Source organism: Synechococcus sp. L2F (assembly GCF_024345695.1).
GTDB lineage: Bacteria > Cyanobacteriota > Cyanobacteriia > PCC-6307 > Cyanobiaceae > MW101C3.
Window position 1 is genome coordinate 252286 of the sequence record NZ_JAGQBP010000001.1, and the last position, 22993, is coordinate 275278.

Here is a 22993-nt window from a genome sequence, read left to right on the forward strand (position 1 = left end):
TGCGCAGGGCGTTCCGACAGCTCACGGCAGCGACGGCTACCGTCTGCCCACACAGTCCCGGCAGACCGCCGGAAGACCCCGCCTCCATGGCTCCCTTTCGTCTGCTTGAACTGCTCATCCTGGGGGCGGTGCTGGCAGGTTTTGCGGGCTTGCTGCTGCGCCGCAACCTGTTTCTCAAGATCCTGTCGATGGACGTGATGGGCTCCGCAGTGGTGGCCCTGTTCGTGCTGGTGGGGGCCCGCTCCGGCCTGCGCAGCCCGATCCTGCCGGCCAGCGGCGCCGCAGCCATTGATCCGGGAACGCCCTGGGCCGACCCCATCCCCCAGGCAGTGATTCTCACCGCGATCGTGATCGGCCTTTCGATTCAGGCGTTGCTGCTGGTGGTGATCACCCGCCTCTCGCGCATTGATCCCAGCCTGGATCTGGCCAGCTTCGACACCGGTGGCCAGCGGTGATGCTCACCTTCATCCAGGGGCTGACGCTCACCTTGATGCCGCTGCTTTCCACCAAGGCAATGGTGATCGCCTGGTTGCTGCTGCCGTTCCTGGCCGCCTTCCTGGCGGCCGTGCTGCCACCGCTGGCCCGTTGGCTGGCCCTGCTCTGCAGCCTGGCCACCACCGCGATAGCCGTGGCGATTCAGCTCGGCGGCCTACCCGTCAGCGTCGAACTGCTCGGCGCCTACGGCGTGGCCCTGAACACCGATGCCGTCGCCGTGCCGTTCCTGCTGCTCAACGCCCTGGTGTGCAGCGCGGTGGTGATCGACAGCTGGCGGCGGCCCCTGCCGGGCCCCTTCCTGTTGCTGCTGATGGTGCTGCACGGCGGCCTGTGCACCGCCTTTGTGGTGACTGACCTGATCAGCCTTTACGTGACGCTTGAAGTGGTGGGGATCAGCGCCTTCCTGCTGATCCTGATCAGCCGCTCCGACCGCTCGCTGTGGGTGGCCCTGCGCTATCTGCTGATCGGCAACACCGTGATGACGCTGTTCCTGATCGGGGCTGCCCTGGTGTACCTGGAGCGCGGCAGCTTCCGCTTCGAGGCTGTGGCGAGCACCACCAGCATCGCCGCCCTGGCCCTGATCCTGGTGGGCTTGCTGATGAAGTCTGGCCTGTTTCTCTCGGGCCTGTGGCTGCCCGTCACCCATGCCGAGGCGCCGGCGGAGGTCTCGGCCTTGCTCTCGGGTGTGGTGGTCACCGCCGGCATCGCCCCGTTGCTGCGCCTCAGCTACGGCGTGCCGGCCCTGGGCCCGGTGATCACGGGCGTCGGTCTGGCCAGTGCCGTGCTGGGCCTGATGTTCGCCCTCGCCGACGCCGATGCCAAGCGCCTGCTCGCCTGGAGCACCCTGTCGCAGATGGGTCTGGTGGCGCTTTCACCGGTGGCCGGCGGCTTTTATGCCCTCAGCCACGGCACCGCCAAGGCGGTGCTGTTCCTGGTGGCGCGCCGCTTCCCCGGCCGCGCCCTGCAGGGCTGGCGCGAGCGGCCCCTGCCTGCCGGGGTGTGGTGGCCGCTGTGCATCGGCTCGCTCTCAATCGTGGGCCTGCCGCCGCTGGCCGGCTTCACCGCCAAGGCGGGCCTGTCCGCTGGGCTCTCCCTACCGCTCGAGCTGGCCGTGACGCTGCTGAGCATGGGCACGGCGGCGGCCTACGCCCGCTTCTGGGGCGCCCCGCTGATCCGCAGACCGGCAAACGGCAGCAGTGCCAGCGGGGACACCCCTGAACCCGCCTGGTCGCTGGGGGTGATCCTGCTGGTGCTGGCGCTGGTGGTGATCGGCGCTGCGACCCTGACCTGGACCGACAAGCCCGTCAGCGCCATCGCCAAGAGCGCCCTGGTGCTGCTCGGCGGCTGGGGCCTGCACCAGCTGCTGGAAGGGGAGGGCCTGCGGCAGCGGCTGCGGCTGCGGCTGCCCGAGCTGGAGGGCCTCTCCGACCTGCTCGGCGGTATCGGCGTGGTGGGCGCGGGACTGCTCGTGATCCTGAACCGATGAGACGTCTCCTGCCGCTGTTGCTGAGCACCGCCTTTCGGCTGGCGGTGTGGTGCCTGCTCACCAGCGATTTCAGCCGGCTCAACCTTCTGATCGGGCTGGTGGTGGCACTGCTGCTGCCGCGCACCCGCTCGCGGCCCCTGCCGCTGCGGCTGTTGCTGAAGGCAACGCTGCGCGCGCTGCTGGCGATTCCGCAGGCCTACGCCGAGGCGTTCCGGCTGATGCTGGCGCCGGGGGTGGTGGAGCGCGAAACCAGCGAACCGGCCACCGATCGAGCCCTGCCGCTGTTGGTGTTCCTCGATGTGTTCCGCATCACGCTCACCCCATTCACGATCGTGCTCGGCCTTGAAGACGGCGGCCAGCGCTACCGCATCCACTCCCTTCTTCCTGCCGCCAGAGCGGAGGCCTCCGACCGATGACTGTGTTGCTGTGGGGCATGGTGCTGGCCCTGCTGATCCCGATCGCCGTGGCCTGCCGTCCCTCCGATGTGTGGGACCGGCTGGCGGCCTTCTCCAGCGTCTCGTCGAAGGTGGCGCTGATCATCCTGGTGGTGTCGGTGCTGCGCGACGACCGCATGCTGGGGCTGGTGGGGGCGATCGTGCTCAGCGCCGGCAACGCCGGCCTGCTGCTGCTGGCCAACCTGCTGCGGGAGGTGGAGCGATGAGGCCCGACTCCTTCGCGGATCACGCCAGCCTGCTGCTGCTGGGCGCGGGCCTGGTGCTCTGGTTCTGGGGCACCTGGCCGCTGCTGGGCACGCACAGCTACCTGCGCAAACTGCACGCCCTTTCGGTGGCCGACACGCTCGGATCGTCGCTGATGCTGCTGGGCCTGCTGCTGCGTATCCCCGCGCAATGGCCGCTGCTCACCCTGGCGCTGGTGGGCCTGATCGTGTGGAACACGATTTTCGGCTACGTGCTGGCCGCCTGCTCGCTGCCGTCCCATCCCAGCCGCCCCACGGAGGAGGAGACCACCCCATGACCGCGCTGTTCGATCTGGCCGGGCAGCTCGATCTGATCCTGCCGATCACCGCCCTGCTGCCGCTCACCGCCGTGCTGCTGGTGAGCCAGTCCAACCCCTACCAGACCCTGGTGCTGCGGGGCATTCTCGGTTCGGTGGCCACCTTGCTCTATGCCCTGCTGGGGGCGCCGGACGTGGCGATCACCGAGGCGCTGGTGGGCACCCTGCTCTCCACCACCCTCTATGCCGTGGCGCTGCGTTCCTCGATGGCGCTGCGGCTCTCGTTTCCCGATCGCGCGCCGCCGTCGCCCCAGTGCCAGCGGCTGTTGCGGGCCTGGCTGGAGCCCGCCGGACTGCGGCTGCGGCTGGTGCCGCCGGCGGAGGCGGCCCTCGCTGCCGCCGATGGCTGTCACGGCCGCCTCGAAGCCGACCAGCGGCTGGTGCTGGCGAACCCGCGGCTGCTGAAGCGCCTGCAGGCCCTGGAGGGCTATCGCGCCTGGCGCGAGAGCGGCGGCGCGCTCGACCTGGCGGAAACCCCATGACCTGGCTCTACCTGGTGGCCGCCACGGCCCTGTGCCTCTCCCCCCTGGCTTCGGCCCTGCCGCCGGCCGGCGATCTGGTGCCGCTGATCAACACCCTCGTCGAGCAGACGAACGTGCCGAACCTGGTGTCGGGGGTGATCCTCTACACCCGCCTCTACGACACGGTCACCGAGGTGGTGGTGTTCACGCTGGCGTCGATCGGCGTGCGCTTTCTCTTTGCCGGCGAAACGGCCAAACCAAGCGTGCGCGCCCTTGCTGATGCTCCTTCAGTGGTGCTCTGCCAGCTGGGCGGCACGATCGCCGCCCTGATCGGTGTGGAGCTGGCCCTGCGCGGCCACCTCTCGCCCGGAGGCGGCTTTGCGGCGGGGGTGGCCGGCGGCACGGCGATCGGGCTGGCCCTGATCAGCGGCTCGGCGGAACTGTCCGATCGTCTCTACCGGCGCTACCGCGCCGACCTGTGGGAGAAGGGGGCGGTGATCGCCTTCGTGCTGCTGGCCGCCCTCACCCTCGGTGGCCTGCCGCCACCGCCCGGGGACTTCGGCAGCCTGGCGGGTGGCAGCTGGATCCCGCTGCTCAATGTGCTGGTGGCGATCAAGGTGACACTGGGCTCCTGGGCGATGGTTCAGCTATTCGTGCGCCACCGAGGGCTGCTCTAGACGCTGCTGCTCAGCCGCAGCGTGGAGCCGCGGTCGCCGGCGATCACCTCGATGCCGCCGCGGATGCGCTCGCGCAGGGCGCTCACGTGGCTGATCAGGCCGATCATGCGGCCGCCCTCGCGCAAGCGGTCGAGCTCGTCCATCGCCAGCTGGAGGTTGTCGGGATCGAGGCTGCCGAAACCTTCATCGATGAACAGGGCCTCCAGAGGCACGCCGCCGGCGTGGGCCTGCACCGTGTCGGCCACGCCCAGGGCCAGGGCCAGGGAGGCCTGGAAGGTTTCGCCGCCCGAGAGGCTGCTCACCTCCCGCTCCTCGCCGGTGTAGGCATCCAGCACGCGCAGGCCCAGGCCGGCGTTGCGGCCGCCGTGGCCACCCTCGTCGGTGAGCCGCAGCTGGTAGCGGCCGGAGGTCATCAAGGTGAGCCGCTGGTTGGCGTAGCCGCAGATGTCGGCGAGGTAGGCGGAGAGCACCCAACGCTGCAGGGAGATGTAGGGGGCCGCCTTGCCCTGGCAGCGGTTGGCCACGGCGCTGAGCCGCTCGGCCCGCTCCTGCTTCGCCGCCAGGGCGGTGGTGCCGGTGCGGTGTTCGGCGGTAAGGCGGGTGATCTCCCGCTGGGCGGCCCGGGCTTCGCTGTGGCGCTCCACGGCCCGGGTGCGTGCCCCATCCAGGCGGGCCACGGCCTCGCCGGCGGCGGCGGTGTCGGGCCGGGCTTCCGGCAGATCGGCCAGATCGGGGGCGGCCAGGAGGTTGCGCTGCTCGATCACCGCCGCCTCGTAGGCCGCGATCCGCTCGACCAGCTTCAGGCGCCAGCTCTCCTCCTGCAGGGCTGCCGCGGCATCCTCCGCCGTGGCGAAGGGTGAGGCGGCCAGCTCCTGAGCCAGCCGCCGGGCCGCCTGCTCCAGCTCGCTGGTGGCGCGGGTGTGGGCGCCGGCCCCGGCCACCAGGTCCTTGAGGGCGGCCTCCAGGGGCCCGAAGGCCTGCAGCACCGCACCCGGCTCCAGCCCCTCCCCCAGCTCCCGCGCCACCTGCTCCGCCAGGGTCCGCTGCCGCTGGCTGGCCTCGGCGGCGGCCTGGTTCTCCAGGGCGATCGCGGTGGCGGCCGCCTCAATGGCCTTGGCCAGCTGCTGGCGTTGCTGCTCCCGATCGGTGGTCTGCTGCTCCAGCGCCGGCAGGCCTTCGGCCAGGGACTGGGCCGCCTGGTGGGCCGCAGCGGCCGTGCCGGCGGCCTGGCGGGCGGCGAGCGGATCGACGCCGTCGCCCGCCTTCTCCAGCACGACGCCGAGGGCGGCCTGGGCGTTGGCCAGGGCCACCGCGGCCGCCTGTGCCGCCTGGGTGGCCGCAGCCAGGGTCCGTTCGGCGGCGGCGATCGTCCCGTCGTCCACGGCATCGGCCGAGGGCCGAGCCGGCGCCGGATGGTCGGCGGAGCCGCAGACCGGGCAGGGGGCGCCGGCGGCCAGACCCCCGGCCAGCCGGGCGGCCATGCCCTCGATCTGGCGCCGCCGCAGCTCGTTGAGGCCGGCGGCCGCCGTGTTGACGTCGCGATCGGCCCCGTTCCTGGCGACCTCGGCCGCGTGCTGCCGCTCCCGGGCCGGGGCGATGGCTTCGGCGGCAACGGCGCGGCCATCAGCCTCCCGGGCGGCCCGCTGCAGGCCTTCGAGCTGGTCGCGGGCGCTGCGGGCCTTGGCGAGCAGCACCAGCTCCCGCTCCTGCTCCGCCGCCAGCCGCTCCTGCTGGGCGACGGCGGTGGCCCGCCCGGCTTCGGCCTCCCTGGCCCGCTGGCTGGCGGCGGCCGCCGCCCCCCCGGCCTGGGCAGCCTCCTCGGCTTTGCGGGCCAGCTCCCTCACCTCCGCCCCCCGGGCGGCCAGGTCTGCACCGGCAGCGGCGAGAACTTCGGCGGACGGCAGGGCCAGCAGATCCAGCCCCTGCACTGATGGCGGCAGCGCCCGCGCCCCGGCCCTGGCCTGGATCGCGGCCCGCAGCTGCTCCTGCAGCCCCTGCTCCACCAGGGCGAGGGAGCGTCGGGCCCCCTGTTCCGCCACCAGGCTCGGGCGCAATGTTTCGGCCCGCTCCGCCTGGCTGAGCTTCTGGCGGAACTCCGCCACCGTCTCCCGTTTGGCCTCCAGGTCACCCAGTTGGGCGCTGGCGGCGGCGCGCCGGTCCCAGCGGTCCGCCTGCGCCGCCAGGGCCGCCAGGGTCGTCTGAGCCGCCAGCAGGCTGGCGGCGGCCTCCCCCAGGGCGGCCTCGGTGCCCTGCACCACCGCGGCGATCCCCGCCACCAGCGCTTCGAGGCCGGCCTGGTCGGCGGGGGGCGGAGGCGCTTCCACCCCCTCCGGCGGCTCGGGCGCGTGGGGGTCCCAGGCGTCGGCCGCCCGGCGCCGCAGCACCTCCTGCTCCCGGGCCTGCTCCAGCGCCAGATTCCGCGCCGTGCGGGCCTGCTCCTCCAGCCACCAGCCGGCCCGCTCGTAGATCACCGTGTCGAAGAGCGTCTTGAGCAGGGCCTCGCGCTCCTCGGCCTTGGCCCGCAGCACCTCGGCGAAGCGCCCCTGGGGCAGCAGAATCACCTGGCGGAACTGGGCGGCATTGAGCCCCACCAGGTGTTCCACCTCCCGGGTCACCTCGGTGGTCTTCGCCGCCACGGCCTGCTCCGGCGCCTCCGCGTCCAGCCGGAACAGGAACGCCTGGGGCGCCTTTTCGGTGGTGCCCTGGCCGCGGGCCTTCGGGGCCGTGTGGGCGGGGACCCGCTCGACCCGGTAGCGGGCGTTGCCGCAGGAGAACTCCAGGCTCACCCGGGGCACGGCGCCGGGGGGGGCGTGGTCGGAGCGCAGCCCCTTGACGCTGCGGTCGCCGGAAACCTCGCCATAGAGGGCGAAGCAGAGGGCATCGAGCAGGAAGGTCTTGCCGGCGCCGGTGGTGCCGTGGATCAGGAACAGCCCCTCGGCGGCCAGCTCGTCGAAGTCGATCGCCACCGGATCGGCGTAGGGCCCGAAGGCCTCGATCGAGAGCCGGTGCGGCTTCACCGCTCCCCTCCCCGTTCCGCCGCCGCCAGGGCCGCCCGCAGCAGCTCGGCCTCCGGCTCGCCGGGCGGCTGGCCCTGCTGGTCGGTGAAGAAGGCGGTGGCCAACTGCAGCGGCGAGCGGGCCTGGCGCACCTGGCGTTGGCGCTCGGCCTGGCCGGCGCGGACCACATCGGGGGGCTCGTGGCGCAGCTCGGCGATGTGGGGAAAGCGGGCCCGCAACCGGGCCATGGCCTGCAGGGGCAGGCTGTCGTCGGTGAGGATCGCCCGCACCCGCGCCTCGCTGGCGGCGGCGTGGCGGGGGTCGCCGCAGAGCTCGTCGATGGGCCCCCGCAGGGTGCAGAGGCGCCGGCCCACCCGCAGGGGCACCACCTCCACGCTGGGCGTCCCATCGGCGGCCAGCTCCACGATCCGCACCGACTTGACGTGCCGCTCCTCGGAGAAGGAATAGGCCAGCGGAGTGCCCGAATAGGCGACCCGTGGGCCGTCCAACTGCTGGGAAGCGTGCAGGTGGCCCAGGGCCACGTAATCGAAGCCCTCGAAGGCCGCCACGCTCACCCGGTCGACGTTGCCGATGGTGAGCTCCCGCTCCGACTCCGACGTCTCGCCGCCAGCCACGAAGGTGTGGGCCACCAGCACCGAACGGTGGGGCGGCCGTTCGCGGCGGTCCGCGTGGATCCGCTCGATGGCCAGCCTGGTCACCTCCTCGTGGCGCAGGCGCACGGGCGCCCCGGCCAGGGCCGGCCCAACCACCGCCGGCTCCAGGTAGGGCAGGGGATAGATAGCCACGGGCGTGCCGCCGGCCCTGGGCGTCACCAGCACCGGCTCCTGGGCCCGGCCCACGTCGCCCCGCACCGTGATGTTGAAGGCGGAGAGCAAGGGGTCGTACACCGACACCCGCACATGTGAATCGTGGTTGCCGGCGATGGCCACCACGGCCGTGCCACCGGCGCTCAGCCGGGCGAGGGCGTCGTTGAACAGGGCCACCGCCTCGGCAGGAGGAATGGCACGGTCGTACAGATCGCCAGCGATCAGCACCGCATCCACCTGGTGCTCCAGAGCGAGCGACACGATCCGCGAGATCGCCGCCGCCTGCTCCTCCAACAGCGAGACCCCGTGAAAGCTGCGGCCCAGATGCCAGTCGGAGGTGTGCAGCAGACGCATCGGGCCAAGGTAAGCAGGGGCGGGGGCGGTGACGAGAAAGTCTGCAGCCGGAACAACCTGGTGGCACTACACACCTAGAAGCAACTCCCCGCTGGTGATCTCCAGCTGTTGAACCTGGCGCTCCCAGCGGGTCTGGCGAAAGCGCAGCACATGACGGCCGTCGCTCAGCCAGCCCTCCTTTGGGTCAGGGGGACACGAGGTGATGGCCGACTCATGCCTCTGTGAGTCGGGCCTCGATCAACCGGCAGCATTCCTGCACATCGCTCGCGCTCTCCACCCCCTTGCTGAGCGAAAGGAAGAAGTCCCGCCACAGCACCGGCACCGCCAGCAGGATCAGTGGTCTGCCCGCATTGAGCGCATGGGCGGCTTCTGATGCTGTGCCTGGGCCGCCGCCCTCACAGATCACCACCACATCAGCGCTGAGCACGTTGATCACGTTGCGGGCCTTGCCCATGCCGGTGAACAGGGCCAGATCCAGGTCCGCCGTGCTTTGCCTCTCATCACCCTTCCCTTCATCGGGCAACACCCCCACCACCAGGTGCCCCTCCACCCGCGCCGCGCCGCGGCTGGCCGCCGCCATCACCCCCGCCGGACGGCCACCGGTGAGCAGCACCCAACCCCTAGCGCTGATGCACTCCCCCAGCTCCTCGGCCAGGGCCACAGCCTCAGAAGAGGCGCCCTCTCCGGCGCCCATCACGCCCACCACCGCGCGCCGGCTGCTCATGCCAACTCCGGGCACCAGCCCCGCTGGCGCGTCATGTCATCGGTCCAACCCTGGCAGCGGCGGGTGAGGTGCTCCCCATGGGCCAGCAGACCCTGGTGCAGCTGGCAGGTGAGCAGCGGTATGCAGTTCACCCCGGCGCGATGGCGGAAGAAGTGGCAGGTGAGGCAAACCTTGCGGCTGCGGCTGGCCACCAGCACTTCCTCATCGAGATAGGGCCAGTGCTCGTCGTCGCCATCGTCTGCCGCTGAGTTGGGCACCGGCAGGGTGCCGTGGGAATGGGATGGGAGAGCAGCCACAACGACACCAGCAGAGCGAACACCTGTACTAGCAGAAGTCTTCTGGTTCTGGCCAGCTCAGGCGCGACCTCAAGTGGAGCCCCGGTGACAACGACGCGCTGAATGCGGGCTCACAGATCAGGCGTCCAGACCCGCACCCGGTTCCTCGATGCCACCGGCCAGGAACTGCCGGTGCCCTTGGCTCAGCAGGCTCGATCGTCCTCTCATGCTCTGTGTTCTCGCCGGGTACCTGGCGTTGCTGCCGAAGCTCGACCAGTTCATCACCAAATCTGGAGTGATTCGTAGCTGGCGTTCAGCTCATGGCTGAGCCTGCTCCTCGGACCGGCCGGCGTTCTGGCTGATGCCACCAGATGCAAGCGGACGTCTTCTCCGTTGAGAAGACCGCCCGTTCCCCCTCTGCCAAGCCCTGCTCAACACGAATTCAGGCTTGTGAGCCATCCGGGCCAAGCGTCACCGGCAGGTGGCCAGTCTTCACCCAGATGGTGCAGCCCGGCTCACTCCAGGGCTGGTGTGCACTGCCAGCAGGATTGCGCAACCAGCTGCCGGCGGGATAGCTGCCCTGCTCGTCCTGAAACACACCATCGAGCACCAGGATCTCCTCTCCACCCGGGTGGCCGTGGGGCTGAAAGACCGTGCCGGGCGCCCAACGCACCAGGGCCACGTGCTCCGAGCCCCAGGCATGCAGCGGCTGCACCTGCAGTCCCGGCACCAGGCCCGGGAACCAGTCGGCGGTGCGGGTGTCGATCACCACGCGCTGCTGATCGTCCGGGTGCATCTGCTGCAGCTTCACAAGGACCGTGCAGCCCTCCTCACTGAACGGGGCATGGGCGGAGCCGGCCTGGTTGCGCAGGTAGGTGCCGGCGGGGTAATCGCCTTGGTCATCTGAGAAGGTGCCTTCCAGCACCAGGATTTCCTCTCCGCCGCCATGGTGATGTCGATCAAAACGGCTGAGCGGGGCGTAGCGCACGATCGAGGTGGCCCGGGCCACTTCTGCGCCCTCGCGATCGAGCATGCGCCGCTCCACGCCCGCCATCGGCGAAGGGCTCCAGGCGAGGGCGCCGGTGTCGATCACCACGCGCTGGCTCAGGTCGGCATGCAGGTCCATGCCCCCGATTGTGCTCAACCGCTGTGTCGGGCCGCCGTACGGCCATGCCTCCATGCCGCTCAACACATGTCGCGATTGAACGGGGCAAGCTGGAGGCATGAGCCCCTCCAAACAGCCCCTCAGCGCCGACGCGAGCCGCTGGGACCAGCGCTACCAAGAAGGCGTTGACGGCTGGGAGCTGGGGCTGTTCTGGTGCCACCGCCAGCCAGGCGGCCCGCCCTGGGGCAGTGACCCGGAGCTGGTGGATGCGCAGCTGCGGCAGGCCGGCCTGGTGCCAGAGATCTGGGAGCCGGCCACCGGGTCGGTGGACAAGCGCAACGACGAGTGGCTCGGCCTGTGGCGCCAGCCTGTCCCAACCCCTTCACTTGTAGAGATCGAATCATGCTGAGCCAACTGAACGAACGAATGCAGAAGTGGGGCTTCTCCTGGGTGGGGCTGAGGGACAACCGCCACGGCGAGTGGTGGGTGCTGGCCCAGATGATCCTGATCGCCGCCCACTGGCTGCCGCCAACGCCTCCCCCCTCGGGTTTGGGGATTCACTGGCCCCTGGCGCTGCGCCTGATCGGTGGGCTCACCTTCCTGATCGGCCTGGTGATCGGCGCCCAGGGGGCCTTGAACCTCGGGGACAGTCTCAGTCCGCTGCCGGAACCGATGCCAGGGGCGCCCCTGGTCACCGAGGGGGCCTACGGCCGGTGCCGCCATCCCCTCTACCAGTCGCTGCTGCTCTGCTCCCTGGGGGTGACTCTGGCCCTCGGCAGCCTGCTGCACCTGGGACTGCTGCTGGCGCTGGCGACCGTGCTCAGCCTCAAGGCACGACGCGAGGAGCAGCGCCTGTGTTCCATGCACAGCGACTATGCCCACTACATGACCTCCACCCCGGCGATCGTTCCCTTTCTGCCAGGCCTCGACTGGCGGTAGCCCTGGCTCTCATGGATGGGCGTTGCGCAGGGAGCCCTCTTCTTCGCCCGTCATTCAGTTGGATCGGGCTGTCTCTCTTGTCGTTTGGGTGGACTGCATACTTTACTGTTGTCTGGCATCAGCACGCACGGATCAATCGCTCCGATTCGTAAACCCATCAGGAAGACTCTTGCCTGCCCACATGTCAATAGCTTGCGTGCTTGGCTCGTGATTGTTCTCTATAGCTAGGGTATAAATGAGACGTTCGCTTAAAGGCTGATGAATTATACTGCGGTCGCTCATTCCATCGCGAAGACCCTCACAGCACGGCTAGCCATGGCCGGCGTGGCGACTCTTGCCTGCGCAGGAACCTTCTCTGCTGCTTTGGCCGCACCTGTCATTCCGAGCATGATCGGCACATGGACAGTGGAAGGGAAAGGAGCCGTGCTCTGCAAAGTCGAAGCATCGAGATGCAAGACCCACCATCATGGTGATTGCAGCGATCTGAATGCCGTTGCTCAAATCACCAGGCAACAGGGTCGGGTTTTCCACGGATTAGTCAAATCCAAGTACGCAACGGAGAAGTTCGTCGGCACTCTTGGGCATGACGATGCCAGCTTATACATGGTTGATGAAGACGGCTTTACGGATGGCAAGATCATCAACCCCAATCTGATTCAGGTTGTTTATCGTCACACCTCCGATCTCGATTCCGTCGTGGACATTGGTACCTGGACGCGCCGCTGAGTGAGCTTGATCCAAGCAGGCACCGCCCCGGCTGCAGTCCCTTCACGGGGTCTGCCGCCACCAGCGCCAACCCTCCACGTTGATCAGCAGCCCGAAGACCGTGAGGGCCACCATCAGCACGATCTGATCGAGGCGGGCATCGGGCACCAGGATGTCGGCGATGAGATGGGGGACGTTGGTGACCGAATAGACGACGCTGAACCAGAAGTGGATCCGCCGCCAGGGCCGCCAGCGCGTGGCCGGAGCAACCGTGGTGGCGGCGTAGGCGATCAGCACGGTCGCAATCAGCGGCAGCAGGAAGTAGCCGAGCATCGCCCCGAACAGCAGGGGCAATGCCCCCTCCTGCAGATGGCTGTGGATCTCCGGCGACTGGCCGTGGAACAGGGGCATCAGGCCCAGGTCCACGTGAAAGAGCATCGCCAGCAGCCAGGCGATCCAGAGGGTGATCAGCCGCAGGGGCTGGTTGATCGACGGGTTCATCGGCCTCGAGGCTTGTTCTTTCAGTGTGAGCAGCAAGGAAGCAAAGGCCTTGGATCTTGGTGGTTCGTTGCGGATGGATCGATGCGTTGCAGCCAGGGTCGCGCGGCGTGAGAGCTGCGGAATTCGCTGCCCACAATCAGCACCCCGCCAACGTTCGCCAGGCCTACGCGCCTTCTGTCGTCACCACCGGCTCACCGGCCGCCTTCCAGCCTTCGATGCTGGGTGCAAAGCCCTTCACCTGGTGGCGGCCCTCCAGCTGCAGCGCCATCACTCCCATGGCAGAGCGAAATCCACTGGAGCAATAGAGCACCACCTCTCGCTCTGGGGAAATCTCAGCCACGTGGCGGCTGAGATCGTTCAACGGTCTGTTGATGGCTCCGGCAATGTGTCCCGCCCGGTACTCAGCAGGAGTCCTCACGTCGATCAGCGACACGTTGCCGCTGGCAAGCAGGCGCTTCAGGGCTGGAACCGATCGAATCGCATGAAAATCACCCGGCAGGTTGGAGAGGTACTGCTCCACTGCGGAGTCAATGGCAGCTGCCTCGCCTGCAGCAACCGTGGCATCCGGAGGGGCGATCGCGGTGGCCGCAGCGGCGCCCTGAGGCGCCGAGATCAGCAGGCAGAGGGCAAGGGCGATCCCCAGCAGGAGCGAGCGAAGGCGAGACATATGGGGTTTCGACACATCCTAGGGGGATTGATCGTGCTGGCGGCCAAAGGTTTTCCTTAATCGGCACTCACCTTGCCTCGAAAGGCAATGTAGTTGTAGATGTTGTAGAAGAGCATGATGGGAATCAGCACACCGATGAAGGTGAGCATGAACACCATCGAACTCACCGACGACGACGCCTGAAAGATCGTGACCGATGGCGGAATCACCGCCGGAAATACCATTACCCCCAGACCAGCGAAACTGAGGATGAACAACAGTACGGTATACACGAAGGGCCATGCCTCCTGCTGCATCGCCAGGCTGCGGAACAGTTGAACGATCAGGGCAACACCCAGCAGTGGCAACACCACGAAGAAGGGTAGGAACGCGGGATCAAACAGGCGCTGCCGCAGTGCTTCCGACGCGAACGGCGCCGTGAAGGTGATCAACAGGGCCCCTCCCAGGGTGGTGGCAGCCGCCAGGCGGGCGGTGCGCACGTGCAACCGCTGCAGCTCACCACTGGTTTTGAGAATCAGGTAGGTGGAGCCGATCAGCACGTAGCCCTGGATGAGCGTGAGAGCCACCACCAGGCTGCTGGGGTTCACCCAGATCCGGGCGGAGCCTGTGAAGTGGCCTGCAGCATCGGTGGGGATGCCCGAGAGCACCGTGCCCAGACAGATGCCCTGGGAGCCAGCGGCCAGCACACTGCCAATACCGAACATCAGGTTCCAGGGCCGCTTGTTGGCGGCGTTCTCGCGAAACTCGAAGGCCACCGCCCGCAGGATCAGCCCCAGGATCATCAGGTAGATGGGGCCGTAGAGGGCCTTGAGGATGGTGCCATAGGCCAGGGGAAAGGCCCCGAACAGGGCGCCGCCCATCAGCACCAGCCAGGTTTCGTTGGCATCCCACACATTGCCGAGGCTCGTCATCAGGATCGTGCGCTGGGATTCGCTGGGCGAGGTGAGCGAGAGGATGCCCACCCCCAGATCAAAGCCATCGAGGATCACATAGAGCAGCAGGAACAGGGCCAGGATCACAAACCAGACCGTGGGCATGAACCATTCGAGGAACTCCATGATCAGGTGCTTGCTGATGGGTCGGAAAGAATTGCGGCGGTGGCAGGTCCAGAGGGCGGCTCAAGGGTGAGGTTCGGCCCCTTGGCGATGATCCGGGAGCCGAAATACAACGCGAAGACCAGCAACACCGTGTAAAGCACAGCGAACACACTCAAGCTGGTGAGGACCTCGCCCACCGGCAGCGCCGAGGCGGCATCGGCGGTCCGCAGCTGGCCGTAGACCGTCCAGGGCTGGCGGCCCACGCAACGCACCACCCACCCGGATTCAATCGCCAGGTAGCCGGCTGGAGCCGAAAGGATCCAGGCCCAGCTGAACCAGGGCCACTGGGCGAAGCTGGCGGTGCTGAGGCCGCCTCGCCACCAGAGCAGCAGGCTGAGGGCCATCAGGGCTGCAGCAGCCAGGCCGATCGCCACCATCACCCGGAAGGCATAAAAGAGCAGACCCACCATGTGGGGCCGCTGGTCGGCGGGCCAGCTGTTGAGCCCACGCAGCGGTTGGCTGAGCTGCGGCCGCGTCTCCAGGATCCAGCTGAAGGCGCCAGGCACCGACAGGATCCAGCGGTTGCTGCCGCTGGCCTCATCAGGGGAAGCCAGCACGGTCCAGGCAGGGGAGCTGCCGGCGGGCTGGTCGTCCCAGAGGGCCTCGATCGCGGCCAGCTTGGTGGGCTGATGCTCGGCCACCTGCACGGCGCTTTCGTGGCCGGCCAGGATCTGCAGCGGCGCCACCGCCAGCAGGATCACCAGCGCCAGCTTGAAGGAAAACAGGAAGAACTCCGGTGCCTTCTGGCGCATCAGCGACCATGCACTGATCGCGGCGACCACAAGCATGGAGGTTTCCACCGTGGCCAGGGCCATATGAATCACGCTCCTCACCATGAAGGGGTTGTTGATGGCGGCGAAGTAGTTCTGCACATGAAAATGGCCCTCGGAGAAAGTGCCACCCGACGGAGTCTGCAGCCAGGAGTTGGCACTGAGAATCCAGAACACTGAGAGGTTCGCGCCGAAGGCCACCATCACGGTGGAGAGGAAGTGAATCACTGGTGGCACCTTCTGCCAGCCGAACAACATGATCCCGAGGAAGCCGGCTTCGAGCATGAAGGCCATCGCCCCCTCGAAGCCCAGCACCGAGCCGAAAAAGTCGCCGGCGAACTCGGAAAGCGGGGCCCAGTTGGTGCCGAACTGGAACTCCATCGGCAGGCCTGAGGCCACACCGATGCCGAAATTGAGCACATAGAGCTTTGCCCAGAAGCGGGCCTGCCGGTAGTACAAGGGATTGCGTGTGCGCAGCCAGATGGCCTCCAGCACCACCAGATAGATCGCTAGGCCGGTGGAGAGCACGGGCCAGAGCATGTGAAAGATCGCGGTCAGAGCGAACTGGAGCCGTGACAGAGTCACGACATCAAGAGTGCCAAGCATGGGTTGGGAACAAAACGAACGGCGAGAAAGCTTGACAAGCCATACGAATGCGCTGTGACGAATGGACTGCAACGAATGGGCAGGAACGGGTGGCGTACCAGCCAGTGACGACCAGCGACGACGAAAGCTGGAAAGCTAAAGAAATAAATCGCAACCGTGGGCGCGTGTGCGAACTGTGGGGCTGTGCAGGGCTAGGGCGATGGAGAGACAGTTCCACCATCCAACCCTAGAGGCTTCAGCAGTGAATGGGAGAGAGTAGCCCTTTCACCGATGTTCTGATGCCCACACGATTGCCTCTCCTGGCGAACATTGGCAGCAAGATTGAGATTTGAAGTGGAAGGGTCGGCTCGTCAGTGCAGTGCGAGCCGCCAAGAGCCAATGTCAATGATCCTTTACTCCTGCAGGCATTGGCCTGTTCGGCTACATCCCGTTAGTCCATAGTCTGTGAGACTGACGTTTGGTGAGCCGGATCCAGTGCAGCCGAAGTCAGCTGGGCCAGGCACAGGGAAATTGATTATGTTTCGGCTGAATAGAGTGAGGCCGATTACAATCGAGCTGAATTCAATGAGGCTGAATCGGGTTGTGGATGCTTGGATGAAGTGTCAGATACCGCTGAAGCGTCTGTTCTGGAAGATCAGTGGCTCCGTGGGGATTGCAGGCCTGGCCCTGCTGCTGAGCACGCAGCGGCCCGTTGCTGCTCAGAAGGGCCCGGCAGCGCAGCCCCTGCTGGTGAGTGCCGCCATCAGCCTCACTGATGTTCTCCAGGGGCTTGCACCCTCGTTTTCGCGCAGCAAGCGTGTCCCTCCACCCCAGTTCAACCTCGGGGCCTCAGGCTCGCTGCAACGCCAGATCGAACAAGGAGCCCCTGTCGATGTGTTCCTCTCTGCGGGAACCAGGCAGATGGACGCATTGGAACAAGCCAAGCTGCTCCTGCCTGGAACCCGCCGCAACCTGATCAGCAACCAACTGGTGCTGGTGGTGCCTGCCCAACGCAGGGGGGTGGTGGGATTCACCGACCTGGAGAGTCCCCGCATCCGCCGCATCGCCATCGGGGACGCTGCTGTGCCGGCCGGAGAGTACTCCAGGCAGGCCTTGCGCCATTACAAGCTGCTCACGGCGTTGCAGCCCAAGTTGGTTCCGCTCAGCTCGGTACGAGCCGTCGCCGCCGCCGTTGCTAGTGGGAGTGCTGATGCTGGCTTTGTCTACCGCAGCGATACCTATGGCGTCAGCAACCTGCGGATTGCAGCCACGGCATCAGCAGCCAGTCACACCCCGATCCTTTACAGCGGGGCCGTGATCCGCCGCAGTCGACAACCGGCTTTGGCCAGGGCCTATCTGAATGGATTGCAAAGTCCTGCAGCCCGCAGCGCCTTCATCCGCGCCGGCTTCTCCCCCTTGCCTCCAGCACGCTGATCCCCCCTCCCGCAAGCCTCCTGTCACCGCTGCTGCTGTCATTCCGCGCCGCTGCATTCGCGGTGCTGTTGCTCAGCCCGCCTGCGATTGCCGCTGCCTTGTTCCTGCGGGGATGGCAGGGCCAACGACGCGCTGCCGCTGACCTGCTGCTGCTCTCACCTCTGGTGATGCCGCCCACGGTGCTTGGCTTTCTGCTGCTGCAGTTGCTGGGGCCGCTGGGTCCTCTGGGGGAACCGCTGGAGCGGATGGGCATCACGATTGTCTTCACTTGGACAGCCACTGTGATCAGTGCGGCAGTGGTGGCATTCCCGCTGATGTACCGCAGCACACTTGCCGCTCTGGAACAGCTCGATCCGGCATTGGAAGCGGTGGCGCTCGGGCTTGGCTGCAGCCCGCTCCGGACGTTCTGGAGAGTCACCGTGCCCTTGATTCGTCCAGGCCTGCTTGCGGGAGTGAGCCTGAGCTTTGCACGGGCGCTGGGCGAATTCGGCACAACGATGATGCTGGCAGGCAACATTCCAGGCCGCACGCAGACATTGCCGTTGGCGATTTACAGCGCTGTAGAAGGTGGCGATCTCACGCTGGCCTGGCGGCTTACAGCCGTGGTGCTACTGCTCAACGGCAGCTGCCTGATGCTGGTGGGATGGCTCAACCGCAGCCGCTCAACCACCGCTACCTCGCAACGTCTCACCACTGGCGCTGTCGATGAGGACGGATGGGTACCGACAGAACCGATCGGCCAGCTCCGTCCACGCGTCGTGACACAGATGCAGGTGGCCATCCAGCTGCAACGCGGCTCCTTTCACCTGAGGATGAACTGGAAGAGCCAGGCGGCACGACAGGCCGTGCTGGGATCTTCTGGAGCGGGCAAGAGCCTGCTGCTCCGCTGCATCGCCGGGCTTGAGCGGCCTCAGGGTTGCCGCATCCAGCTCGGGCAGCGGCTGCTCTGCGACACCGATCGGGGAATCTGGGTCGAACCGCATCTCCGGCGGATCGCCATGGTGTTTCAGCAACACGCCCTGTTCCCTCACCTGCGTGTGGCCGACAACGTGGCGTTCGGACTGGATCGACTCCCGCGAGAGCAGCGCCGCGAACGGGTGGCGAAGCTGCTGGCCGCCGTCGGTCTGCAGGAGCATGCCTCTCACTTCCCGCATCAGCTTTCCGGCGGGCAATGTCAGCGCGTTGCTGTAGCGCGGGCGCTGGCGGTGCAACCCGATCTGCTGCTTCTGGATGAACCGTTCAGCTCTCAGGACAGCTTTCGTCGCCGCCGGCTGCAGCAGTGGATGGATGATCTACAGCGGAGCTCAGGTACGCCCATCCTGCTGGTGACGCACGATATCGATGAAGCGTTTCGCCTGAGTGATGAATTGCTGGTGCTGGAGGGCGGACGGCTGGTGGCTCAGGGCGCCACACAGGGTTTGTTTTCCCAGCCTGAACAACTGATCGTGGCCCGGCTCACAGGCTGCAAGAACCTCAGCCCGATCACCTGGGTGTCTGCTCACCAGTGCCTGGCGACCCGCTGGGGACTCCTCGTGGATGGCCAGTCGATGGGGCACAAGCAGCGATGCGATTGGATTGGCCTGCGAGCCAATCACTTGCGCCTGGCTCCCGCTGGCACAACATCGGCCTCACAAGCACGGATCGTTCGTCCTTGTCGTCTGGTCAAGATCAGTCGGGGTGCCCTCCAGGTCAGTGTGTATGTGCAGATCGCAGAGGGAGCCAATGAGCTACACGTGGAAGTGCGTGAGTGGGAATGGGCTGAACTTGATGGCCAGAGCGAGGCACTTGAACTCGTGATTGATCGCGCGCGACTGCTCTATCTGAAGGCCTAAACCCTGATGCTTTTCACTTCACTCTCGTTCTATCAAAACCCTGGCAAATCAGCCACCTTCACGGTCTGATCACGGCTGTTTGAATGCCAGCCCCAGCGCGCGCACCAGCGGGGCGAACGGCTTGAGGAAGCGGCTCTCGTGCAGGCGGCCCTTGAGCACCCGGTGCCAGTACACCCAGGGAAACACACGGGTTTCCACCAGAAACATGCTCCAGCGCTCCTTGGTGGGATCCACCAGGAAGGAACTGACCGGCTGCAGCTCGTAGTTGAACTCCGCCATCACCACGCTGTGGAAACTGGTGATCAAAGGGCAGGCGGTGTAGCCGTCGTAATGGGCCAGCAGGGGGCGTTGATCGAGCTGAGCCAGCAGGTTCGCCACCAGCACCGGCGCCTGACCCCGGATGGCGGCCAGGCTTTTCGACGTTGGCAGTGAGCTCACATCGCCGAGAGCGAACACATCGGCAAAGCGCTTGTGCTGGCAGGTGTCCTTGTTCACTTCCACCCAGCCGCCAGGACCATCGATCGCCAAGGGGCTGTGGGCCACCACATCCGGCGCCGCCATCGGTGGCACCACATGCAGCAGGTCGAAGCGGATCTCCTCGCGGCGGGGCTCGACCCCTGGTTCACGCACGTCGAACACCGCCACCTGCTCGCTGGCACGCACGAACCGATGCGTTCAGACGCATGCTGCGCCGACCGACGGCACTGGGAGCCGACTGGGAAGCAGCCAGAGAACGAGAAGGGAAGGGGACTTGCGGCCACTCCCAAGACATCTCGCTAGCGTTATAGGGTCATTGCAGGTGTCCCACCATGAAACCCTTCCTTCGGCTGGCCCCTTCTCCCGGCCACACAGCGCCCAGCTCGTCGGCACTGCCAGTCCAGCCCCATGCGCTGGTTCCGCTGCTGCCACTTCTGCTACTTGCGCTTGTGATGAGTCTGCTGCTGGGCAGCTCACCGGCACTGGCTGCAGACAGCTGGTCGCTCAGCGACGGAGCCGGCCATCGCCTTGCCGCCAAGGTGTTCGAGCAGCCGTTCCCGGAGTATCCCTCGGGCCTGCGCCTCCGCCTCAATGCGGTGGACGGCCAGACCAGGCTGGATCACACCCTCCAGCTGGTGTTGACCGACTCCCTCGGCCAGGAATGGAGCCTGCCCAACCGCAGTGAAGAGCTGGTGCAGAGAGGCGAAGCCGCGGTGCCAGCCGGATCGGCCCAGTTCGATCTCGATGCCCTGATGCCCCGTCCGAGTGAAGCGCTGCCGCTCCATCTGACGGTGCCCACTACCGCCGGAGCGTTCGGCTTCGATCTCACGCCAGAGCAGGCGATGACCCTGCACGCCATGGGATCAGTACCCCGTCCCGGTACCGACCCACAGGCATGAATGGCGTGGAGCGCCGGCCGGTGGCATTCAGGCCACCGGCTGGTCTGCCGCCATCCAGCCGGCGAAACCTGGCGCAAACCCCCGCACGCGCGGGTAGCCGTGCAGCTGCAGGGCCATCACCCCGAGCGCCGAGCGATAGCCGGTGGCGCAGTAGAGCACCACGTCGCGATCGCGGGGAATGGCCTCCAGGTGGTGGGCGAGACCCTGGAGCGGCAGGTTGATCGCGGCGGGGATGTGTCCCCGGCGGTAGTCGGCGGGGCTGCGCAGATCCACCAGCAGGGGATTCCGACTCGCGATCCGAGCATTCAGGGCCTCGACTGAACCGATGGCCAGCACATCGGCGGGCAGGGAGTCGAGAAACCGATCCACGGCCAGCCCCACCGGTACTGAGGCCACCATCGGTGCCGAGACCTCCACCACCGCAGCCGGCTCCGCCACCACGTCGGCAAACGCAGCGCCTAGGCCCAGCAGCAGGCAGACGGCAAGGCTGAGCCCGGTGGTCAACCACGCAAGCCAAGCAAAGGAACGAAGCACTGCCATCAGCTCACGACAGGGGCAAGCGCGGGGGTGAGCGAGGTGGCGGAGCTGAGCAGCTTCTGCACGATGGCGATGCCGCTGATGGCCTGCCAGCCGAACAGGGTGAGCACGAGGCCGTTGGTGGCCACGTGCAGGGTGCGGGCCCAGTCCTTGCCTTTCTGCAGGGAGGGGCCGAGTGAGGCGGTGACGATCACGAGCGCCGCCACAGCAAGGCCGACGAACAGGTGCGGACCGATCAGGAGCTTGCCGTGCTTGAGGAAAGTGACGCCCATGCCACCGACGGCGCCCAGCAGGGTGACCGCCAGGATCACCGGGCCGAGCCGGGCGTGCCGGGCGCCGTAGTGCTCCTGCAGCATGGCCTTGCGGTCTTCCGGGCTGGCCTTGCGGATCAAGCTGGCCTTGAAGCCGAGATAGCCCGAGTAGAGCATCAGACCCAGGAGCCCCCACATCAGCACGGGGTGAACGAAGTTGAGCGCGAAGGGCATCGAACCTGGGCGGTGGAACAGACGGACTCCGCAACTGCGGCGTCCTCTGCACCATGGCCACGATCGGGCGCCGTGGATCACCAGCGGCCCTGCGGATCACGAAAGGTGAGTGCCGGGCCGGGGCCGGGGGTTGGGCTCAGGGCGCCAGCCGCTCGATCAGCCAGGCGCTGCTGCTCGCGCCACCACCGCTCGCCTCTGCCCCGCCGCCTTCCCCCGCCCGCCGGTAGCGGAAGCGATCGTGCAGGCGGTTGGGCCGGCCCTGCCAGAACTCGAACTCGGCCGGCACCACCCGCAGGCCGCCCCAGGCCGGCGGCAACGGCACCTCCCCACCGGCGAAGCGGCGTTGCATCGCCTCCCATTGCGCTTCCAGTAGCGAGCGCGAGCTGATCACGGCGCTCTGCTGCGACACCCATGCCCCCAACCGGCTGCCGAGCGGCCGTGAGAGGAAATAGGCGAGCGATTCGGCCGTGCTGATCCGCTCGGCCCGGCCCAGGATGGCCACCTGCCGCTCCAGCCCGTACCAGGGAAACAGCAGGCTCACCTGGGGGTGAGCGGCGATCTCGGTGGCCTTGCGGCTGTCGTAGTGGGTGAAGAACACAAAGCCGCGCGCGTCGAACGCCTTGAGCAGCACGGTGCGGGCACTGGGACGCACGCCATCGCTGGTGCCCAGCACCATGGCGTTGGGCTCGTCCAGCCCGGCGGCCACGGCCTGATCGAACCAGCAACGGAACTGCGCCACCGGGTCGTCCGCCAGATCAGCCCGCCGCAAGTCGGCCCGCTGGTAGTGGCGGCGCAGCTGGGCGGGATCGGTGGGGACGGGAGAGTCACTCATGGCGGCGGATCACAGAAGCGGTTCACCCCTTGGCGCTACAGCTTCGAACCACAGATTCGAACCACAGCTTCAAGCCACAGCGGGGCGTCGTCAGGCCACCAGCACCACAGGCTCCGGATCGCGAAGAATCCAATAGAGCGAACCCGACAACAACGCGCTGAACAAGCACCACACCGAGGTGAAGGCGTAGCTGAACGAAAGGTGCGACAGCAGAAACAGCACTAGCAAAGATCCAGCGAACCCACGCAGCCGCCCCGAGCGGCTGAGCAGCAAGGGAGCGATGATCACCATGCCGTAGAGCGTGCTGCCGAAACCGAGACTGATCCAGCGGTCGGCCAGCAGGGTGGTGGTGTAGTTGAGGGATCCGTTCACCACCACCGGCTCGATCAGAGCGCCATCCAGCAGCAGCGGCAGCCAGAGCCCGGCGCCCACCAGCAGGCCAAGCACCAGAGCGATCTGCAGCAGGCGGTGACGCAGTCCGGGCAGCGGCTGCTGGTTCAGACGCAGGGCACACCAGGGAAACCAGGCCAGCCAGAAGGCGTAGGCAAAGAACAGATAGGCGAGCGCGGCGGGACGCACGAGCGCGGCGGCGCCGCCCGGCGCCAGACCAAGCCAGACCACACCCTCCAGGGCCTGTTGCACCGAGAAGAACAGCGGCGAGAACGCCAGGGGCAGCAGATCGCTGCGCTGGGCTTGCCGGCAATAACGCACGGAGGCCACGCCCACGGGCAACAGCGCCGCCGCCACCACGAAGCTGGCGCTGCTGGAGAAACACATCGGCGTGAGGCCGTCTCCGGCAGCAACTGGTTGTCGTCAGCC

26 protein-coding genes and 2 pseudogenes are annotated in these 22993 nt (G+C 67.2%); 14 read left to right on the top strand and 14 right to left on the bottom strand.

Going from position 1 to position 22993, the window contains the following annotated elements:
* Nucleotides 1-86: 86 nt before the first annotated feature.
* The 7 genes from KBZ19_RS01200 to KBZ19_RS01230 are packed head-to-tail and all read left to right on the top strand — an operon-like array spanning nucleotide 87 to nucleotide 4133.
* Complete coding sequence (locus tag KBZ19_RS01200; RefSeq protein WP_255099438.1) at nucleotides 87-455, top strand: cation:proton antiporter subunit C; 369 nt, start codon at nucleotides 87-89, stop codon at nucleotides 453-455.
* Nucleotides 455-1981, top strand: a complete 1527-nt coding sequence (locus tag KBZ19_RS01205) for a proton-conducting transporter membrane subunit (RefSeq protein ID WP_255099439.1) — start codon at nucleotides 455-457, stop codon at nucleotides 1979-1981. Before KBZ19_RS01200 ends, KBZ19_RS01205 begins: the two co-directional genes overlap by 1 nt.
* A complete protein-coding gene (locus tag KBZ19_RS01210) occupies nucleotides 1978-2397 on the top strand; it encodes a Na+/H+ antiporter subunit E (protein ID WP_255099440.1) in 420 nt (139 codons plus the stop codon). Before KBZ19_RS01205 ends, KBZ19_RS01210 begins: the two co-directional genes overlap by 4 nt.
* The gene (locus KBZ19_RS01215; protein WP_255099441.1) at nucleotides 2394-2642 is read left to right on the top strand and encodes a hypothetical protein; all 249 of its coding nucleotides are present in this window, start codon (nucleotides 2394-2396) and stop codon (nucleotides 2640-2642) included. Before KBZ19_RS01210 ends, KBZ19_RS01215 begins: the two co-directional genes overlap by 4 nt.
* Entirely contained in the window at nucleotides 2639-2956 is a 318-nt protein-coding gene (locus KBZ19_RS01220) for a monovalent cation/H(+) antiporter subunit G (protein WP_255099442.1), read from the top strand. Before KBZ19_RS01215 ends, KBZ19_RS01220 begins: the two co-directional genes overlap by 4 nt.
* Complete coding sequence (locus KBZ19_RS01225; protein ID WP_255099443.1) at nucleotides 2953-3477, top strand: hydrogenase subunit MbhD domain-containing protein; 525 nt, start codon at nucleotides 2953-2955, stop codon at nucleotides 3475-3477. Before KBZ19_RS01220 ends, KBZ19_RS01225 begins: the two co-directional genes overlap by 4 nt.
* Nucleotides 3474-4133: a Na(+)/H(+) antiporter subunit B gene (locus KBZ19_RS01230; protein ID WP_255099444.1), complete on the top strand. Its 660-nt coding sequence runs from the start codon at nucleotides 3474-3476 to the stop codon at nucleotides 4131-4133. Before KBZ19_RS01225 ends, KBZ19_RS01230 begins: the two co-directional genes overlap by 4 nt.
* Here the strand turns inward: KBZ19_RS01230 and KBZ19_RS15065 are convergent.
* The 5 genes from KBZ19_RS15065 to KBZ19_RS01255 all read right to left on the bottom strand — a co-directional run bounded on the left by KBZ19_RS15065 (nucleotide 4130) and on the right by KBZ19_RS01255 (nucleotide 10435).
* On the bottom strand, nucleotides 4130-7150 hold the full coding sequence (locus KBZ19_RS15065; protein WP_255099445.1) for an AAA family ATPase: 3021 nt from the start codon (nucleotides 7148-7150) through the stop codon (nucleotides 4130-4132). The two genes, KBZ19_RS01230 and KBZ19_RS15065, sit on opposite strands and share 4 nt — an antisense overlap.
* On the bottom strand, nucleotides 7147-8310 hold the full coding sequence (locus KBZ19_RS01240) for an exonuclease SbcCD subunit D (protein ID WP_255099446.1): 1164 nt from the start codon (nucleotides 8308-8310) through the stop codon (nucleotides 7147-7149). The genes KBZ19_RS15065 and KBZ19_RS01240 overlap by 4 nt, the downstream gene beginning before the upstream one ends.
* 211 nt (nucleotides 8311-8521) lie before the next feature.
* Nucleotides 8522-9034, bottom strand: coding sequence for a hypothetical protein (locus KBZ19_RS01245; RefSeq protein ID WP_255099447.1), 513 nt, complete (start codon nucleotides 9032-9034; stop codon nucleotides 8522-8524).
* A complete protein-coding gene (locus KBZ19_RS01250) occupies nucleotides 9031-9330 on the bottom strand; it encodes a galactose oxidase (RefSeq protein ID WP_255099448.1) in 300 nt (99 codons plus the stop codon). Before KBZ19_RS01250 ends, KBZ19_RS01245 begins: the two co-directional genes overlap by 4 nt.
* 421 nt (nucleotides 9331-9751) lie before the next feature.
* The gene (locus KBZ19_RS01255) at nucleotides 9752-10435 is read right to left on the bottom strand and encodes a cupin domain-containing protein (protein ID WP_255099449.1); all 684 of its coding nucleotides are present in this window, start codon (nucleotides 10433-10435) and stop codon (nucleotides 9752-9754) included.
* Nucleotides 10436-10532: 97 nt separating this feature from the next.
* Between KBZ19_RS01255 and KBZ19_RS01260 the strand changes: the two genes are divergently transcribed.
* The 3 genes from KBZ19_RS01260 to KBZ19_RS01270 all read left to right on the top strand — a co-directional run bounded on the left by KBZ19_RS01260 (nucleotide 10533) and on the right by KBZ19_RS01270 (nucleotide 12079).
* The gene (locus tag KBZ19_RS01260) at nucleotides 10533-10823 is read left to right on the top strand and encodes a hypothetical protein (RefSeq protein WP_255099450.1); all 291 of its coding nucleotides are present in this window, start codon (nucleotides 10533-10535) and stop codon (nucleotides 10821-10823) included.
* Nucleotides 10817-11353 carry an isoprenylcysteine carboxylmethyltransferase family protein gene (locus KBZ19_RS01265; protein ID WP_255099451.1) on the top strand — a complete coding sequence of 179 codons (537 nt, stop codon included), beginning with the start codon at nucleotides 10817-10819 and terminating at the stop codon, nucleotides 11351-11353. The genes KBZ19_RS01260 and KBZ19_RS01265 overlap by 7 nt, the downstream gene beginning before the upstream one ends.
* Before the next feature lie 315 nt (nucleotides 11354-11668).
* Complete coding sequence (locus tag KBZ19_RS01270) at nucleotides 11669-12079, top strand: hypothetical protein (RefSeq protein WP_255099452.1); 411 nt, start codon at nucleotides 11669-11671, stop codon at nucleotides 12077-12079.
* A gap of 42 nt (nucleotides 12080-12121) precedes the next feature.
* Here the strand turns inward: KBZ19_RS01270 and KBZ19_RS01275 are convergent, their stop codons facing one another.
* The 4 genes from KBZ19_RS01275 to KBZ19_RS01290 all read right to left on the bottom strand — a co-directional run bounded on the left by KBZ19_RS01275 (nucleotide 12122) and on the right by KBZ19_RS01290 (nucleotide 15699).
* The gene (locus KBZ19_RS01275; protein WP_255099453.1) at nucleotides 12122-12595 is read right to left on the bottom strand and encodes a hypothetical protein; all 474 of its coding nucleotides are present in this window, start codon (nucleotides 12593-12595) and stop codon (nucleotides 12122-12124) included.
* A 127-nt stretch (nucleotides 12596-12722) separates the two neighbouring features.
* A complete protein-coding gene (locus tag KBZ19_RS01280) occupies nucleotides 12723-13226 on the bottom strand; it encodes a rhodanese-like domain-containing protein (protein WP_094510807.1) in 504 nt (167 codons plus the stop codon).
* 56 nt (nucleotides 13227-13282) lie between these two features.
* On the bottom strand, nucleotides 13283-14284 hold the full coding sequence (gene cydB / locus KBZ19_RS01285; protein ID WP_255099454.1) for a cytochrome d ubiquinol oxidase subunit II: 1002 nt from the start codon (nucleotides 14282-14284) through the stop codon (nucleotides 13283-13285).
* Between the two features lie 2 nt (nucleotides 14285-14286).
* Complete coding sequence (locus tag KBZ19_RS01290; protein WP_255099455.1) at nucleotides 14287-15699, bottom strand: cytochrome ubiquinol oxidase subunit I; 1413 nt, start codon at nucleotides 15697-15699, stop codon at nucleotides 14287-14289.
* A 594-nt stretch (nucleotides 15700-16293) separates the two neighbouring features.
* Here KBZ19_RS01290 and modA point away from each other — a divergent pair.
* The 3 genes and pseudogenes from modA to KBZ19_RS15170 all read left to right on the top strand — a co-directional run.
* The gene (modA, locus tag KBZ19_RS01295) at nucleotides 16294-17112 is read left to right on the top strand and encodes a molybdate ABC transporter substrate-binding protein (protein ID WP_255099456.1); all 819 of its coding nucleotides are present in this window, start codon (nucleotides 16294-16296) and stop codon (nucleotides 17110-17112) included.
* 35 nt (nucleotides 17113-17147) lie between these two features.
* Nucleotides 17148-17759: pseudogene (gene modB / locus KBZ19_RS15165) on the top strand (molybdate ABC transporter permease subunit); the annotation flags it as partial.
* A gap of 165 nt (nucleotides 17760-17924) precedes the next feature.
* Nucleotides 17925-18366, top strand: a pseudogene (locus KBZ19_RS15170) (ABC transporter ATP-binding protein); the annotation flags it as partial.
* Between the two features lie 647 nt (nucleotides 18367-19013).
* On the opposite strand, the gene KBZ19_RS01305 reads toward KBZ19_RS15170, so the two are convergent.
* Entirely contained in the window at nucleotides 19014-19607 is a 594-nt protein-coding gene (locus KBZ19_RS01305) for an FAD/NAD(P)-binding oxidoreductase (protein ID WP_255099457.1), read from the bottom strand.
* A 266-nt stretch (nucleotides 19608-19873) separates the two neighbouring features.
* On the opposite strand from KBZ19_RS01305, the gene KBZ19_RS01310 reads away from it, so the two are divergent.
* Nucleotides 19874-20320 carry a DUF3122 domain-containing protein gene (locus KBZ19_RS01310; protein WP_255099458.1) on the top strand — a complete coding sequence of 149 codons (447 nt, stop codon included), beginning with the start codon at nucleotides 19874-19876 and terminating at the stop codon, nucleotides 20318-20320.
* 27 nt (nucleotides 20321-20347) lie between these two features.
* On the opposite strand, the gene KBZ19_RS01315 is transcribed toward KBZ19_RS01310, so the two are convergent.
* The 4 genes from KBZ19_RS01315 to KBZ19_RS01330 all read right to left on the bottom strand — a co-directional run bounded on the left by KBZ19_RS01315 (nucleotide 20348) and on the right by KBZ19_RS01330 (nucleotide 22951).
* On the bottom strand, nucleotides 20348-20824 hold the full coding sequence (locus KBZ19_RS01315) for a rhodanese-like domain-containing protein (RefSeq protein ID WP_255099459.1): 477 nt from the start codon (nucleotides 20822-20824) through the stop codon (nucleotides 20348-20350).
* A 35-nt stretch (nucleotides 20825-20859) separates the two neighbouring features.
* A complete protein-coding gene (locus KBZ19_RS01320; RefSeq protein ID WP_255099460.1) occupies nucleotides 20860-21342 on the bottom strand; it encodes a DUF4079 domain-containing protein in 483 nt (160 codons plus the stop codon).
* 136 nt (nucleotides 21343-21478) lie between these two features.
* A complete protein-coding gene (gene pdxH, locus KBZ19_RS01325; RefSeq protein ID WP_255099461.1) occupies nucleotides 21479-22174 on the bottom strand; it encodes a pyridoxamine 5'-phosphate oxidase in 696 nt (231 codons plus the stop codon).
* Nucleotides 22175-22264: 90 nt separating this feature from the next.
* Entirely contained in the window at nucleotides 22265-22951 is a 687-nt protein-coding gene (locus tag KBZ19_RS01330) for a DUF6629 family protein (protein ID WP_255099462.1), read from the bottom strand.
* Nucleotides 22952-22993 lie beyond the last annotated feature (42 nt).

What these genes read in the sequence shown, in the direction of transcription:
- KBZ19_RS01200 (WP_255099438.1), top strand. Translation starts at nt 87, where the DNA reads ATGGCTCCCTTTCGTCTGCTTGAACTGCTCATCCTGGGGGCGGTGCTG.
- KBZ19_RS01205 (WP_255099439.1), top strand. Translation starts at nt 455, where the DNA reads ATGCTCACCTTCATCCAGGGGCTGACGCTCACCTTGATGCCGCTGCTT.
- KBZ19_RS01210 (WP_255099440.1), top strand. Translation starts at nt 1,978, where the DNA reads ATGAGACGTCTCCTGCCGCTGTTGCTGAGCACCGCCTTTCGGCTGGCG.
- KBZ19_RS01215 (WP_255099441.1), top strand. Translation starts at nt 2,394, where the DNA reads ATGACTGTGTTGCTGTGGGGCATGGTGCTGGCCCTGCTGATCCCGATC.
- KBZ19_RS01220 (WP_255099442.1), top strand. Translation starts at nt 2,639, where the DNA reads ATGAGGCCCGACTCCTTCGCGGATCACGCCAGCCTGCTGCTGCTGGGC.
- KBZ19_RS01225 (WP_255099443.1), top strand. Translation starts at nt 2,953, where the DNA reads ATGACCGCGCTGTTCGATCTGGCCGGGCAGCTCGATCTGATCCTGCCG.
- KBZ19_RS01230 (WP_255099444.1), top strand. Translation starts at nt 3,474, where the DNA reads ATGACCTGGCTCTACCTGGTGGCCGCCACGGCCCTGTGCCTCTCCCCC.
- KBZ19_RS01240 (WP_255099446.1), bottom strand. Translation starts at nt 8,310, where the DNA reads ATGCGTCTGCTGCACACCTCCGACTGGCATCTGGGCCGCAGCTTTCAC.
- KBZ19_RS01245 (WP_255099447.1), bottom strand. Translation starts at nt 9,034, where the DNA reads ATGAGCAGCCGGCGCGCGGTGGTGGGCGTGATGGGCGCCGGAGAGGGC.
- KBZ19_RS01255 (WP_255099449.1), bottom strand. Translation starts at nt 10,435, where the DNA reads ATGGACCTGCATGCCGACCTGAGCCAGCGCGTGGTGATCGACACCGGC.
- KBZ19_RS01260 (WP_255099450.1), top strand. Translation starts at nt 10,533, where the DNA reads ATGAGCCCCTCCAAACAGCCCCTCAGCGCCGACGCGAGCCGCTGGGAC.
- KBZ19_RS01265 (WP_255099451.1), top strand. Translation starts at nt 10,817, where the DNA reads ATGCTGAGCCAACTGAACGAACGAATGCAGAAGTGGGGCTTCTCCTGG.
- KBZ19_RS01270 (WP_255099452.1), top strand. Translation starts at nt 11,669, where the DNA reads ATGGCCGGCGTGGCGACTCTTGCCTGCGCAGGAACCTTCTCTGCTGCT.
- KBZ19_RS01280 (WP_094510807.1), bottom strand. Translation starts at nt 13,226, where the DNA reads ATGTCTCGCCTTCGCTCGCTCCTGCTGGGGATCGCCCTTGCCCTCTGC.
- cydB (WP_255099454.1), bottom strand. Translation starts at nt 14,284, where the DNA reads ATGGAGTTCCTCGAATGGTTCATGCCCACGGTCTGGTTTGTGATCCTG.
- KBZ19_RS01290 (WP_255099455.1), bottom strand. Translation starts at nt 15,699, where the DNA reads ATGCTTGGCACTCTTGATGTCGTGACTCTGTCACGGCTCCAGTTCGCT.
- modA (WP_255099456.1), top strand. Translation starts at nt 16,294, where the DNA reads ATGAAGTGTCAGATACCGCTGAAGCGTCTGTTCTGGAAGATCAGTGGC.
- KBZ19_RS01310 (WP_255099458.1), top strand. Translation starts at nt 19,874, where the DNA reads ATGAGTCTGCTGCTGGGCAGCTCACCGGCACTGGCTGCAGACAGCTGG.
- KBZ19_RS01320 (WP_255099460.1), bottom strand. Translation starts at nt 21,342, where the DNA reads ATGCCCTTCGCGCTCAACTTCGTTCACCCCGTGCTGATGTGGGGGCTC.
- pdxH (WP_255099461.1), bottom strand. Translation starts at nt 22,174, where the DNA reads ATGAGTGACTCTCCCGTCCCCACCGATCCCGCCCAGCTGCGCCGCCAC.
- KBZ19_RS01330 (WP_255099462.1), bottom strand. Translation starts at nt 22,951, where the DNA reads ATGTGTTTCTCCAGCAGCGCCAGCTTCGTGGTGGCGGCGGCGCTGTTG.